The organism is Enterobacter sp. RHBSTW-00175 (assembly GCF_013927005.1).
GTDB lineage: Bacteria > Pseudomonadota > Gammaproteobacteria > Enterobacterales > Enterobacteriaceae > Enterobacter.
Genome location: NZ_CP055930.1, coordinates 5,097,239 through 5,110,796 on the forward strand (window position 1 = coordinate 5,097,239; position 13,558 = coordinate 5,110,796).

12 protein-coding genes are annotated in these 13,558 nt (G+C 50.4%); 3 read left to right on the forward strand and 9 right to left on the reverse strand.

The genetic code is table 11. The features are described 5' to 3' along the window. Both HV107_RS27570 and HV107_RS24690 read right to left on the reverse strand, forming a co-directional pair. The gene (locus tag HV107_RS27570) at positions 1-129 is read right to left on the reverse strand and encodes a KPN_01571 family protein (RefSeq protein WP_210434728.1); all 129 of its coding nucleotides are present in this window, start codon (positions 127-129) and stop codon (positions 1-3) included. A 117-nt stretch (positions 130-246) separates the two neighbouring features. Beyond that, the gene (locus tag HV107_RS24690; RefSeq protein ID WP_182061334.1) at positions 247-420 is read right to left on the reverse strand and encodes a YciY family protein; all 174 of its coding nucleotides are present in this window, start codon (positions 418-420) and stop codon (positions 247-249) included. A 143-nt stretch (positions 421-563) separates the two neighbouring features. Between HV107_RS24690 and cls the strand changes: the two genes are divergently transcribed. Then, positions 564-2,024, forward strand: coding sequence for a cardiolipin synthase (gene cls, locus HV107_RS24695; protein ID WP_182061335.1), 1,461 nt, complete (start codon positions 564-566; stop codon positions 2,022-2,024). 33 nt (positions 2,025-2,057) lie between these two features. Continuing rightward, the gene (locus HV107_RS24700; RefSeq protein WP_003856748.1) at positions 2,058-2,387 is read left to right on the forward strand and encodes an HI1450 family dsDNA-mimic protein; all 330 of its coding nucleotides are present in this window, start codon (positions 2,058-2,060) and stop codon (positions 2,385-2,387) included. Between the two features lie 31 nt (positions 2,388-2,418). Here HV107_RS24700 and HV107_RS24705 read toward each other — a convergent pair whose 3' ends face one another. The 7 genes from HV107_RS24705 to HV107_RS24735 all read right to left on the reverse strand — a co-directional run bounded on the left by HV107_RS24705 (position 2,419) and on the right by HV107_RS24735 (position 10,350). Then, on the reverse strand, positions 2,419-3,288 hold the full coding sequence (locus HV107_RS24705) for an ion transporter (RefSeq protein WP_182061336.1): 870 nt from the start codon (positions 3,286-3,288) through the stop codon (positions 2,419-2,421). A gap of 14 nt (positions 3,289-3,302) precedes the next feature. Further along, positions 3,303-4,307 carry a murein tripeptide/oligopeptide ABC transporter ATP-binding protein OppF gene (oppF, locus tag HV107_RS24710; RefSeq protein WP_182061337.1) on the reverse strand — a complete coding sequence of 335 codons (1,005 nt, stop codon included), beginning with the start codon at positions 4,305-4,307 and terminating at the stop codon, positions 3,303-3,305. Beyond that, on the reverse strand, positions 4,304-5,317 hold the full coding sequence (locus tag HV107_RS24715) for an ABC transporter ATP-binding protein (RefSeq protein ID WP_014070537.1): 1,014 nt from the start codon (positions 5,315-5,317) through the stop codon (positions 4,304-4,306). Before HV107_RS24715 ends, oppF begins: the two co-directional genes overlap by 4 nt. Positions 5,318-5,328: 11 nt before the next feature. Beyond that, positions 5,329-6,237, reverse strand: a complete 909-nt coding sequence (oppC, locus tag HV107_RS24720) for an oligopeptide ABC transporter permease OppC (protein ID WP_182061338.1) — start codon at positions 6,235-6,237, stop codon at positions 5,329-5,331. 14 nt (positions 6,238-6,251) lie between these two features. Continuing rightward, positions 6,252-7,172 (reverse strand): oligopeptide ABC transporter permease OppB, encoded by a 921-nt coding sequence (gene oppB, locus HV107_RS24725; protein ID WP_182061339.1) that lies wholly within the window; start codon positions 7,170-7,172, stop codon positions 6,252-6,254. 123 nt (positions 7,173-7,295) lie between these two features. Next, positions 7,296-8,930: an oligopeptide ABC transporter substrate-binding protein OppA gene (oppA, locus tag HV107_RS24730; RefSeq protein WP_182061340.1), complete on the reverse strand. Its 1,635-nt coding sequence runs from the start codon at positions 8,928-8,930 to the stop codon at positions 7,296-7,298. 772 nt (positions 8,931-9,702) lie between these two features. Beyond that, positions 9,703-10,350: a YchE family NAAT transporter gene (locus HV107_RS24735; RefSeq protein ID WP_014070541.1), complete on the reverse strand. Its 648-nt coding sequence runs from the start codon at positions 10,348-10,350 to the stop codon at positions 9,703-9,705. Positions 10,351-10,830: 480 nt separating this feature from the next. On the opposite strand from HV107_RS24735, the gene adhE reads away from it, so the two are divergent. Next, the gene (gene adhE, locus HV107_RS24740; protein ID WP_182061341.1) at positions 10,831-13,509 is read left to right on the forward strand and encodes a bifunctional acetaldehyde-CoA/alcohol dehydrogenase; all 2,679 of its coding nucleotides are present in this window, start codon (positions 10,831-10,833) and stop codon (positions 13,507-13,509) included. Positions 13,510-13,558 lie beyond the last annotated feature (49 nt).

Consider the following 13,558-nt stretch of genomic DNA (forward strand, 5'->3'; position numbering starts at 1 on the left):
TTAGTAAAACCACTGTGACACCCAGGCAAATATAAAATCTGCCAAAGAGGAAAATGACGACAGCCCTAAATTTTCTCTGAGCGCATCCAGCGCAAAAAGCACAATAAATACCCAGAGGTATGGATTCATCTTTTATTTCATAATGTTAAATAGATGCAGTATATCGCGGAATCACGTCGGGGGAGACTGCGAAAATTAATAGCCGTTATATAAACATCGGGCACCTTAACGGTGCCCTCGTGGTTTTCAGAGTTCCGGGAACGCAAACAGTAACGCGTTACGGTGTTTGCTTAACCCACATTTTCTGATGGCGTGGATACGCATATTGCGGCGGGATTGTGCTTCCAGCCAACGAGCCTTACGACGACTCACCTGTCGCAACATGCGCCAGCGCCCTACTTCTGTTCTACTGCGCTTCATGTCTACAACTCTTTCTCTAACAGAAACGCCATTATAAACCCAACCCTGCGGCAAACCAGCGCTTTTATCTGCCGTTTTTATTTGCCAGATGAACCCGGATGCGTACACTCATAACAATACGCTTTCAAAAGGATTTTTTATTTATGACAACCTTCTACACCGTGGTGAGTTGGCTGGTCATTCTGGGATACTGGCTGGTCATCGCGGGGGTGACGTTACGCATCCTGATGAAGCGCAGAGCCGTACCCTCTGCCATGGCCTGGCTTTTGATTATCTATATCCTGCCTCTGGTCGGGATTATTGCATATCTGTCCTTCGGTGAACTTCATCTTGGTAAGCGTCGGGCGGAACGTGCACGCGCCATGTGGCCCTCTACGGCGAAATGGCTGAATGACCTTAAAGCCTGCAAACATATCTTTGCTGAGGACAACAGTAGCGTCGCCTCTTCACTGTTTAAACTGTGCGAGCGCCGTCAGGGGATTGCCGGGGTAAAAGGCAACCAGCTTCAACTGCTGACCACCTCAGACGATGTGATGCAGGCGTTGATCCGCGATATCCAGCTGGCTCGTCATAATATCGAGATGGTGTTCTATATCTGGCAGCCGGGCGGTATGGCAGACCAGGTTGCAGAATCACTGATGGCGGCAGCCCGTCGCGGCATTCACTGCCGGCTGATGCTGGACTCCGCTGGCAGCGTGGCGTTTTTCCGCAGCCCGTGGGCCGCGATGATGCGCAACGCGGGCATCGAAGTAGTCGAGGCGCTGAAGGTTAATCTCCTGCGTGTATTTCTGCGCCGTATGGATCTGCGCCAGCACCGCAAAATGATCATGATTGATAACTATATTGCCTACACCGGCAGTATGAATATGGTAGATCCCCGCTTCTTCAAGCAAGATTCAGGCGTTGGACAATGGGTTGACCTGATGGCGCGTATGGAAGGCCCAATCGCCACCTCCATGGGGGTTGTCTATTCCTGTGACTGGGAAATCGAAACCGGGAAACGTATTCTTCCACCGCCGCCAGACGTCAACATCATGCCGTTTGAAGAGGCCAGTGGACACACCATCCATACCATCGCTTCTGGCCCGGGCTTCCCGGAAGATCTTATTCACCAGGCACTCCTCACTGCAGCATATTCCGCCCGTGAATACTTAATAATGACCACGCCTTACTTCGTCCCGAGCGATGACCTGCTGCACGCCATTTGTACCGCTGCGCAGCGAGGTGTGGATGTCAGCATCATTATGCCGCGTAAAAACGACTCGGTTCTGGTGGGCTGGGCTAGTCGCGCATTCTTTACAGAGCTGCTGGCCGCAGGGGTAAAAATCTATCAGTTTGAAGGCGGCCTTCTGCATACGAAAAGTGTGCTGGTCGACGGTGAATTAAGCCTGGTCGGCACCGTGAATCTGGATATGCGCAGCCTGTGGCTAAACTTTGAAATTACGCTGGTGATTGACGATGCCGGTTTTGGTGGCGATCTGGCGGCCGTTCAGGATGACTATATTTCCCGTTCCCGCCTGCTGGATGCCAAACTGTGGCTGACACGACCGCTATGGCAGCGAATTGTCGAACGACTGTTTTACTTCTTTAGTCCGTTGCTGTAAAACGTGCCCAACGATGTTAAACAGGTAGTCATCATGGAAATGGATCTGAACAATCGCCTGACCGAAGACGAAACGCTCGAGCAGGCCTATGACATTTTTCTCGAACTGGCGGTTGATAACCTCGATCCCGCAGACGTGATCCTCTTTAATCTGCAATTTGAAGAGCGCGGCGGTGCCGAGTTGTTCGACCCTGCAGAAGACTGGGCAGAACACGTGGATTTCGACCTCAACCCGGACTTCTTCGCCGAAGTAGTGATTGGGCTTGCTGATGAAGATGGCGGTGAAATTAACGACATCTTCGCCCGCGTGCTGTTGTGTCGCGAGAAAGACCACAAGCTGTGCCATATTCTCTGGCGCGAATAATAAAAAAGGCTGCGATTGCAGCCTTTTTTATTTAATCCGGCAGTTCGTTACCACACCGGTTGCAATACCGGGCGCTGTGCTCATGGCCGCGTTGCTGGCACTTCGGGCACCGTCGTTCAAATTGCCGTTTCTGAAATGCGGAACTCATGTGGGTGGTAATCAGCCCGGTGGGAATAGCAATCACCGAATAACCAATCAGTATCAGTACCGACGCAACAATGCGCCCGAGTGGTGTATGAGGTGTAATATCGCCATACCCCACCGTCGTGACGGTAACAATAGCCCAATAGACGGACGCATTCAGCGTGGTGAATCCATATTTTGGCCCCTCGATTAAATACATCAGCGCGCCAAAAACGATCATCACGATGGCGATAAACGAATAGAAAAGTACCAACTGATGACGTGCGCTTATTATCGCCTGCCAGAATACCCGTAACGACGGCATAAAGCGCAGGAGCTTGAGGATGCGCAAAACCCGGATCGCGCGCATGGCCCGCCAGGCGAAAACGTAGTCGAGGCTGATTTCCGGCCACAGCCACATCACATACAGCGGCAGGATCGTCGCAAGATCGATAAATCCCCAGAAGCTAAAGACATATTTTGCCGGGTTCGGCCAGCAGAATACCCGCAGCAAATATTCACAGGTAAAGACCAGAGTCACCATTAACTCCAGCCAGACAAACACGTGCCATTCGTCAAATGTCAGGTGGTACTGCGTCCCGGCACCTGATTCGACAAAAATAATAATCACACTCAGCAGCGCAAATAAGCCGCAAATCCCTTCGGATCGACGGCCTGAGCGCGTTTTAAGATCGAACAAATAATGATAAAGCCGCTGACGGGCAGAAATGGATAATCGCGACACATTAACCTCGCAAAAAATAAGGGCTGACATCATGTCAGCCCTTGCGATTATAACGGGTCTACTTTAAGGCAGGAAACCGCATGTCGGAAACTGCCTTCCAGTACCGGTCGAGTTTGCGCGCATTCCGGCCCAGCCATCGGGCAACGGGTGCGGAAAACACAGCCCGAAGGCGGGTTAATTGGTGATGGCAATTCACCCTCAAGAAGCTGGATGGTTTTGTTCTTTTCCAGATCCGGATCGGGAACCGGCACAGCTGACATCAGCGCTTTCGTATAGGGGTGCAACGGATTGTGGTACACCTCATCGTAAGTGCCAAGCTCAACTGCATGGCCCAGATACATCACCAGAACACGGTCAGAGATGTGTTTTACCACCGCCAGATCGTGCGCGATGAAGATAAGAGACAGACCCATCTCGCGCTGCAATTTTTGCAACAGGTTAACCACCTGCGCCTGAATCGACACGTCCAGTGCTGATACCGGCTCATCACAGATAATCAGCTTCGGCTCAAGGATCAACGCACGCGCGATACCAATACGCTGGCACTGGCCGCCGGAGAACTCGTGCGGATAGCGGTTGATGAGGTTAGGCAACAGGCCCACTTTCATCATCATCGCTTTTACGCGATCGCGAACTTCCTGGCGCGGCATCTTTGGATGGTAGGTCCGCAGCGGCTCAGCAATGATTTCGCCAATGGTCATACGCGGGTTCAGCGATGCCAGCGGATCCTGGAAAATCATCTGAATATCGCTACGAACATCGCGCCACTCGGCTGGCTTCATACCCAGCAGATCTTGACCCAGCCAGGCGACTTTACCGCCGGTGGCTTTCACCAGACCGATAATCGCACGGGCAAAGGTAGATTTACCGCAGCCAGATTCGCCCACCACGCCAAGTGTTTCCCCTTCGTACAGACGCAGTGTCACGCCATCAACGGCCTTAAGGGTTTTAGGCGGTTGCCAGAACCACTGCTTGCCATCTTTGATGTCGAAATGCACTTTCAGATCGGCAATTTCGAGCAGCACATTTCTTTTTTCGTCTAACGCGTTCATACCAGCTCCTCATGCGACTTAAAGCAGGCGCGCAGGCGGCCTGGTGCAAACTCTTCCAGTGGCGGAGCACTGTTACAGATTTCCATCGCATGTGGGCAGCGAGGCTGGAACGGGCAACCTTTTGGCAGACGCAGTAAGTTTGGCGGGTTACCCGGGATGGTCAACAGCGATTCCCCTTCCGCATCAAGACGCGGAACGGCATTCAACAGGCCAATGGAGTAAGGATGTGCCGGGTTATAGAACACGTCACGGGCTTTACCGTACTCCATAGTACGACCAGCATACATCACCAGCACCTTGTCGCAGATACCTGCAACAACGCCAAGGTCGTGGGTAATCATGATAATGGCGGTATTGAACTCGCGCTTAAGCTCATTCAGTAGCGTCATGATCTGCGCCTGCACGGTAACATCCAGCGCGGTGGTAGGTTCGTCGGCAATCAGCAGCTTAGGACGGCAAAGCAGCGCCATTGCAATCATGACGCGCTGACGCATCCCGCCAGAGAATTCGTGCGGGAACATGCGCATACGCTTACGCGCTTCAGGCATTTTCACCGCATCCAGCATTTTCACAGATTCTTCAAAGGCTTCGGCTTTACCCATGCCTTTATGCAGCATCAGCACTTCCATCAGCTGCTCACCCACACGCATGTACGGATTGAGAGACGTCATCGGGTCCTGGAAGATCATGGAGATCTGTTCAGCACGCAGCTTGTTCAGCTCCTGCTCTGGCAGGTTAAGGATCTCTTTACCGTTAAAGGTTGCCGAGCCCCCAATACGGCCGTTTTGTGCCAGAAGCCCCATCAGTGCAAAAGCCGTCTGCGACTTGCCTGAACCCGACTCGCCAACGATCCCCAGCGTTTCACCTGCGCGCAGGTTGAAATTGAGGTCGTTTACCGCCGTTACATCGCCATCTGGCGTTTTAAAGGTTACGCGGAGATCTTTCACATCCAGCAGGATTTTGCCCTGCGCTTGCGCCGCCGGCGCAGATGCCGTTTCAATAATAGTCATCACGGCGCTCCTTAACGATCTTTCGGGTCGAGGGCATCACGCAGGCCATCGCCGATAAAGTTGAAACAGAACAGGGTTACAACCAGGAATCCTGCCGGGTAAAGCAGCAACCACGGTGAAACTTCCATCGAGTTAGCGCCATCACTGAGCAGCGCACCCCAGCTACTCAGCGGCTCTTGCGTACCAAGACCCAGGAAGCTCAGGAAGGATTCAAACAGGATCATGCTTGGCACCAGCAGAGAGGCATACACCACTACCACGCCCAGCACGTTAGGAACAATGTGGCGAACCACTATATTGCCGGTTGAAACGCCGCCGACCTGTGCCGCTTCGATAAACTCTTTGCGTTTAAGGCTCAGCGTTTGACCACGCACGATACGCGCCATATCCAGCCAGGACACCATCCCGATTGCCACGAAGATAAGAAGGATGTTCTGACCGAAGAAGGTCACCAGTAGGATGACGAAGAACATGAACGGGAAGGAGTTTAAGATCTCCAACAGGCGCATCATGACCGAGTCAACTTTACCGCCCAGGTAGCCGGAAAGTGAGCCATACAATGTCCCGAGGATCACCGCCACCAGCGCTGCGGCAATACCCACCATCAGTGAGATACGGCCACCGATGGCGACACGTACCAGCAGGTCGCGGCCAGATGAGTCAGTACCAAAATAGTGCCCGGACGCCATATCAGGCGCACTGGACATCATGCCCCAGTCGGTATCGAAGTAGGTGAACTGCGACAGCATTGGCGCAAGGGTCACGAACAACGCAATGATCACCAGAACAATCAGGCTGGCAACGGCTGCGCGGTTATGCATAAAGCGACGGCGGGCGTCTTGCCAGAGGCTACGTCCTTCCACTTCCAGTTTTTCACTGAAGTTTTCCAGCGCCTCGCTGTTTTTCTTACTCAACATCATGGCGTGCTCCAGTGTTAGTAACGGATTTTCGGGTCGATAACGGCATACAGCACATCGACAACTGCGTTAAAGAGAATGGTTAATGCACCGACCAGAATAGTCAGGCTCAGTACCAGCGAATAGTCGCGGTTGAGCGCGCCGTTAACAAACAGCTGACCAATTCCCGGCAGACCATAAATGGTCTCGATAACCATTGAACCTGTAATGATACCGACGAATGCTGGCCCCATATAAGACAACACCGGTAACAGCGCAGGTTTAAGCGCATGGCGCAGAATAATACGGCGCATCGGTAACCCTTTGGCACGCGCAGTACGGATGAAGTTTGAATGCAGGACTTCAATCATCGAGCCACGGGTAATACGCGCGATACTGGCGATATACGCCAGAGATAATGCCACCATCGGCAAAATCATGAACTTAAGCGCCCCGCCGTTCCAGCCGCCCCCAGGCAACCATTTCAGCGTTATGGCAAATATCATCACCAGCAATGGCGCGACAACGAAACTGGGTATAACCACCCCGGTCATTGCGACCCCCATTACTGCATAATCCCATTTGGTATTTTGTTTAAGCGCGGCGATAACACCCGCTGCCACTCCGAGAACCACAGCCAGGAAGAATGCCGCAGCACCTAATTTAGCCGACACCGGGAAGCTCGATGCCACCAGGTCGTTAACGGAATAGTCTTTATACTTGAATGACGGTCCAAAATCGCCGTGCGCCAGCTGCTTCAAATAATTGAAGTACTGCGTGGAGATAGGATCGTTTAAATGGTATTTCGCTTCGATATTCGCCATTACTTCTGGCGGCAGCGCGCGCTCGCTGGTAAACGGACTACCGGGAGCAAGACGCATCATGAAGAATGAAATAGTAATAAGAATAAAGAGCGTCGGAATCGCTTCAAGACAGCGACGTAGGATAAATTTCAACATTGCCCGTACCTTCTGGCGTGTGCCTTTTACACCTGAGCTTTCAGGAAACCTGAAAATTCGGGTGTATATAGTGCGATGAGTTAAGACACAGTGGGGCAAATGACTTTGCCCCACGGATTGCCATTAATGCTTAATGATGTACAGATCTTTAGTATAGATGTTGTCCATCGGGTCTTTACCGGTATAACCGCCAACCCAAGGTTTCACCAGGCGCGCGTTCACGTAGTAGTAAACCGGTACAATCGCAGAATCTTTGCCTAACTGCTGTTCTGCTTTGTCGTACAGGGCAGTACGTTGCGCTTCATCAGTCACTTTCAGCGTGTCTTTCATGATCGCATCAAACGCCGGGCTCTTATAATGCGCGGTGTTCATGGAGCTGTCAGACAGCATGGTGTTCAGGAAGGACGTAGGTTCGTTGTAGTCCGCACACCAGCCAGCACGCGCCACGTCGTAGTTACCCTGGTGACGGGTATCGAGGAAGGTTTTCCACTCCTGGTTCACCAGTTTCACATCCACACCCAGGTTTTTCTTCCAGATGGATGCAGCAGCGATCGCCAGTTTCTTGTGCAGATCGGAGGTGTTGTACAGCAGGTTAAACGTCAGCGGCTTGTCTGCGGTGTAGCCGGCTTCGGCCAGCAGTTTCTTCGCTTCTTCGTTACGTTTTTCCTGAGTCCAGGTGAACCACTCTGGTTTGGTCAGTTTTGCACCGTCCGCGTACGGCGGCGTGTAACCGAATGCCGGCAGGTCACCCTGTGCTTTCACTTTGTTTACGATGATATCGCGGTCCAGACCCAGTTTCAGCGCGGTACGAACGCGAGCATCGGTAAACGGTGCTTTCTGGTTGTTGATTTCATAGTAATAAGTACACAGGTACGGGTCGACGTGAACTTCGGTCGGGATCTCTTTTTTCAGTTTCTGGAAGAGTTCGATCGGCAGGTTGTTATAGGTCATGTCGATCTCACCGCTGCGGTAGCGGTTAACGTCTGTCACTTCAGATGAGATCGGCAGATAGGTAATCTGGTCTACGATGGTTTTCGCGTTATCCCAATAGTTGGTATTACGCTCCATTACGATACGTTCGTTAACAACCCAGTCTTTCAGTTTATACGCGCCGTTGCTCACGATGTTAGCAGGCTGAGTCCATTTCTCACCGAATTTCTCAACAGCGGTTTTGTTAACCGGAGACATTGCCGGGTTCACCAGCAGTTTGTAGAAATACGGGACAGGCTCGCTCAGAGTCACTTCCAGAGTATGATCATCAACGGCTTTGACGCCGAGTTCTGATGGGGCTTTTTTACCGTCGATGATTTCATCAACGTTCAGGATGTGGCCGTACTGCGGATAGCTGGCGTATGGGGAAGCGGTTTTCGGATCAACCAGACGCTGCCAGCTATATACGAAATCTTGTGCGGTGACAGGTTCACCGTTGGACCATTTTGCATCTTTACGCAGATGGAATGTCCAGACTTTAAAGTCTTTGTTATCCCAGCTTTCAGCAACACCCGGAATTGGGTGACCGTCTTTAGTTGACGTAATCAGCAGACCTTCGAACAGGTCGCGGCTGATGTTTGCTTCAGGTACGCCTTCAATTTTGTCCGGATCCAGAGACTGCGGCTCAGCGCCGTTGTTACGGATCATGGTTTGCTTTTCTGCCAGCGTAACGCCAGCAGGCACATCGGCAGCCATTGCCATATTACCCGCGATTAGCGCAGTCAAAATTCCCGCGGCAATCAGACTTTTTTTAGTGATGATGGACATTGTGTTGATACTCCACTCATTATAATTACTGGCTTTGCCAGCTGTGTAATCCCCTGTTGGGGCCTGTACAGCGCAGGAGTTTTTTTTGCTACTGTCAGGTTCTTTTTTTACTTCTTGCTATCACCGACTTCTTTATTACTGACCGCTCGTATGGCCGTCTTGCGTCGATTCTTAACACGCCTCCCCTGTTATGAGGCGTGCGCTGGATATCTGAGATGAACACTATATGAAAGTAATTCTCATCTACTTGTTTAGTGTGCAAAATATAAGGCCGGAAAGTACCAAATGGCGTAATCTCGCGCCAATACATTTTGCAAATTTGTTAAGCAATTCTCTTTTACGGTGATTACCGTTTCTTTGGGGGCAGCCCTGCCAGGCACTGAAAATCAAGGAAAGCAATTGATATTCAATACGATAGAGGAATTTTCCTCTCCAAGCGCGTCGCTGCGCTATCATTGACTGGTTTTGTACGAAAATTTAACAACTGGTTATTATTTAGCACATTCCTCTAGGGGAACGTTGAAATTACTAATATCATTTCGGTTATCTCTCAGCAAGCCCCAGAGTATCATGTGAGTAAAATAACAGACCGTTTGGATGGTTTCTGTGCAGGCACGTCAATGGAAAATAGCTAACGTGTTGAAATTAAAGAAAAGGACATTATTAGTAGAATTTATTATGACGCATCGCCATTTCAATTTTATTTATATGATTTGCTGATAATCACGTAAAAAAAACGGAGCCACAGGCTCCGTTCTTTCATATGAAGAATTCAGTGCAATAGCCCGGGGAAAATGCTCTTTATCCCGGTGACGATAAATTCGATCCCCAGCGCCATCAGCAGCAGCCCCATGATACGGGTAATGACGTTAATGCCTGTTTGGCCCAACAAGCGAACCAGCCAGGGTGCCATACGGAAAACACCCCAACAGCACAACGCAAAAATAGCAATGGCGACAGAGAAACCAATAAGGTGCATCAGATTGTGGTAACGCGTGCCCCACACGATCGTTGAGCTGATTGCCCCAGGGCCGGCCATCAATGGCAACGCTAGCGGCACGACACCGATACTTTCACGGACAGACGTTTCTGACTTCTCTTGTTTGTTTTGCTTATCTTCACCTAATTTGCCGCTGATCATCGACATGGCAATGGTGACAACCAGGATCCCACCCGCTATACGGAATGAATCGATAGAAATGCCGAATATCTGCAAAATGCCGTCGCCCAAGTACAGTGACGTCAGCAGGATAATGGCAACAGACATGTTGGCCGTCAGATTGGTTTTGTTCCTGGCCGCTGCCGTCTGGTAGCTGGTCATACTAATGAAGACAGGAATAATCCCCACGGGGTTGACCAGGGCGAACAAACCAATAAAAAACTTAAAATATGTTGGAAAATCAAAGAGCGTTTGGATCACGTTTAGCTCCGCCTATGAGCATGGCCAGGGACTTACAGTGTGTCATGATAACACCGCGCTGAAGATACGCTTTTTATCAGCACACTTCACCAGAAATCTATGTCAAAACGCTATCATTTCATGATGTTAAACATTTGTATTCTCAATGATATCGCCACTTCCAATAGTTACTTAATTATTTAACACTGGAAAATTCTCAAAGAAATAACCCTGCTGAAAGGTATCAGCTTGGAGTAAAATTGATGTAGATCATGATTTTCGTACTCAGAAGTGAGTAATCTTGATTACGCCCCCAGGGAGATCACCTATCAAAAAGGGATGATGCTAAGGTAAGGCTCTTTTAGTAAATTAGTGTGTTAGAGCGGCAAGTAACCCTTTGTTTTATTATGTGTTACGCAAGTATTATCGGCTCTGACTATACTGTCTCTCGTATCGAGCGCTGGTTTACTAATAGAGTTTAAACATTATCAGGAGAGCATTATGGCTGTTACTAACATCGCTGAACTGAACGCACTCGTCGAGCGCGTCAAAAAAGCCCAGCGTGAATATGCCAATTTCACCCAAGAACAGGTTGATAAAATCTTCCGCGCGGCCGCTCTGGCTGCTGCAGATGCTCGAATCCCTCTCGCTAAAATGGCCGTTGCCGAATCTGGCATGGGTATCATTGAAGATAAAGTGATCAAAAACCACTTTGCTTCTGAGTATATCTACAACGCCTATAAAGATGAGAAAACCTGTGGCGTCCTGTCTGAAGACGACACCTTCGGTACTATCACTATTGCTGAACCAATCGGCATTATTTGTGGCATCGTTCCAACAACCAACCCAACGTCTACCGCAATCTTCAAATCGCTGATCAGCCTGAAGACCCGTAACGCAATCATCTTCTCCCCGCACCCACGTGCTAAAGATGCAACGAACAAAGCTGCTGATATCGTATTGCAGGCGGCTATCGCTGCGGGCGCACCAAAAGACCTGATTGGCTGGATCGACCAACCTTCCGTTGAACTGTCCAACGCACTGATGCATCACCCTGACATTAACCTGATTCTGGCGACCGGTGGTCCTGGTATGGTTAAAGCAGCTTACAGCTCCGGTAAACCAGCAATCGGCGTAGGTGCAGGTAACACTCCTGTCGTTATCGACGAAACTGCGGATATCAAACGTGCTGTTGCTTCTGTACTGATGTCTAAAACCTTCGATAACGGCGTTATCTGTGCATCTGAGCAGTCCGTTGTTGTTGTTGATTCTGTGTACGATGCGGTTCGTGAACGTTTCGCAAGCCACGGCGGCTACATGCTGCAAGGCAAAGAGCTGAAAGCCGTTCAGGACATCATCCTGAAAAATGGCGCGCTGAACGCCGCTATCGTTGGTCAGCCTGCGTATAAAATCGCTGAACTCGCAGGTTTCACCGTTCCGACCACCACTAAGATCCTGATCGGTGAAGTGAAAGTTGTTGATGAGAGCGAACCATTTGCTCACGAAAAACTGTCACCAACTCTGGCAATGTACCGTGCGAAAGATTTCGAAGACGCGGTAGAAAAAGCAGAGAAACTGGTTGCCATGGGTGGTATCGGTCACACCTCATGTCTGTATACCGACCAGGACAACCAGCCAGAGCGTGTTGCTCACTTCGGTCAGATGATGAAAACAGCACGTATCCTGATTAACACCCCTGCTTCTCAGGGTGGTATCGGTGACCTGTACAACTTTAAACTCGCACCTTCCCTGACTCTGGGTTGTGGTTCCTGGGGTGGTAACTCCATCTCTGAAAACGTTGGTCCAAAACACCTGATCAACAAGAAAACCGTTGCTAAGCGAGCTGAAAACATGTTGTGGCACAAACTTCCGAAATCTATCTACTTCCGCCGTGGCTCCCTGCCAATCGCGCTGGATGAAGTGATTACTGATGGCCACAAACGTGCGCTCATCGTGACTGACCGTTTCCTGTTCAACAACGGCTATGCAGACCAGATCACCTCTGTTCTGAAAGCGGCTGGCGTCGAAACTGAAGTCTTCTTCGAAGTTGAAGCTGACCCAACACTGAGCGTTGTTCGCAAAGGTGCTGAACTGGCGAACTCCTTCAAACCAGATGTGATCATCGCACTGGGTGGCGGTTCCCCAATGGACGCCGCGAAAATCATGTGGGTAATGTACGAGCATCCAGAAACTCACTTCGAAGAACTGGCGCTGCGCTTTATGGATATCCGTAAACGTATCTACAAGTTCCCGAAAATGGGCGTAAAAGCGAAAATGATCGCCGTTACTACCACTTCCGGTACCGGTTCAGAAGTGACTCCGTTTGCAGTTGTTACCGATGATGCAACAGGTCAGAAATATCCACTGGCTGACTATGCACTGACTCCAGATATGGCCATTGTTGACGCCAACCTGGTAATGGACATGCCGAAGTCACTGTGTGCGTTCGGTGGTCTGGATGCAGTGACTCACGCCCTGGAAGCTTACGTTTCTGTACTGGCATCTGAGTTCTCTGACGGTCAGGCTCTGCAAGCGCTGAAACTGCTGAAAGAAAACCTGCCAGCGTCCTACAACGAAGGGTCTAAAAACCCTGTAGCACGTGAACGTGTACACAGTGCAGCAACTATCGCGGGTATCGCGTTTGCTAACGCCTTCCTGGGTGTTTGTCACTCAATGGCGCACAAACTGGGTTCTCAGTTCCACATTCCTCACGGTCTGGCGAACGCCCTGTTGATCAGCAACGTTATCCGTTATAACGCGAACGACAACCCAACCAAACAGACTGCATTCAGCCAGTACGACCGTCCGCAAGCACGTCGTCGCTACGCTGAAATCGCAGACCATCTGGGTCTGAGCGCTGCGGGTGACCGTACTGCTGCGAAAATCGAGAAATTGCTGGCATGGCTGGATAGCATCAAAGCTGAACTGGGTATTCCTAAATCTATCCGTGAAGCTGGCGTTCAGGAAGCTGACTTCCTCGCTCACGTAGATAAACTGTCTGAAGATGCCTTCGATGACCAGTGTACCGGTGCTAACCCGCGCTACCCACTGATCTCCGAGCTGAAACAGATCCTGCTGGATACCTACTACGGTCGCGAGTTCAAAGAAGATGACGTTGTAGCAACTAAAGTTGAAGCTCCTGCGGCAAAAGTTGACAAAAAAGCGAAGAAAAGCGCTTAATTGACAGCCTGATAAAAAACCCGCCATTGGCGGGTTTTTTTATGTCTGC

Coding starts and splice junctions, on each gene's coding strand:
- HV107_RS27570 (WP_210434728.1), bottom strand. CDS start 129: ATGAATCCATACCTCTGGGTATTTATTGTGCTTTTTGCGCTGGATGCG.
- HV107_RS24690 (WP_182061334.1), bottom strand. CDS start 420: ATGAAGCGCAGTAGAACAGAAGTAGGGCGCTGGCGCATGTTGCGACAG.
- cls (WP_182061335.1), top strand. CDS start 564: ATGACAACCTTCTACACCGTGGTGAGTTGGCTGGTCATTCTGGGATAC.
- HV107_RS24700 (WP_003856748.1), top strand. CDS start 2,058: ATGGAAATGGATCTGAACAATCGCCTGACCGAAGACGAAACGCTCGAG.
- HV107_RS24705 (WP_182061336.1), bottom strand. CDS start 3,288: ATGATGTCAGCCCTTATTTTTTGCGAGGTTAATGTGTCGCGATTATCC.
- oppF (WP_182061337.1), bottom strand. CDS start 4,307: ATGAACGCGTTAGACGAAAAAAGAAATGTGCTGCTCGAAATTGCCGAT.
- HV107_RS24715 (WP_014070537.1), bottom strand. CDS start 5,317: ATGACTATTATTGAAACGGCATCTGCGCCGGCGGCGCAAGCGCAGGGC.
- oppC (WP_182061338.1), bottom strand. CDS start 6,237: ATGATGTTGAGTAAGAAAAACAGCGAGGCGCTGGAAAACTTCAGTGAA.
- oppB (WP_182061339.1), bottom strand. CDS start 7,172: ATGTTGAAATTTATCCTACGTCGCTGTCTTGAAGCGATTCCGACGCTC.
- oppA (WP_182061340.1), bottom strand. CDS start 8,930: ATGTCCATCATCACTAAAAAAAGTCTGATTGCCGCGGGAATTTTGACT.
- adhE (WP_182061341.1), top strand. CDS start 10,831: ATGGCTGTTACTAACATCGCTGAACTGAACGCACTCGTCGAGCGCGTC.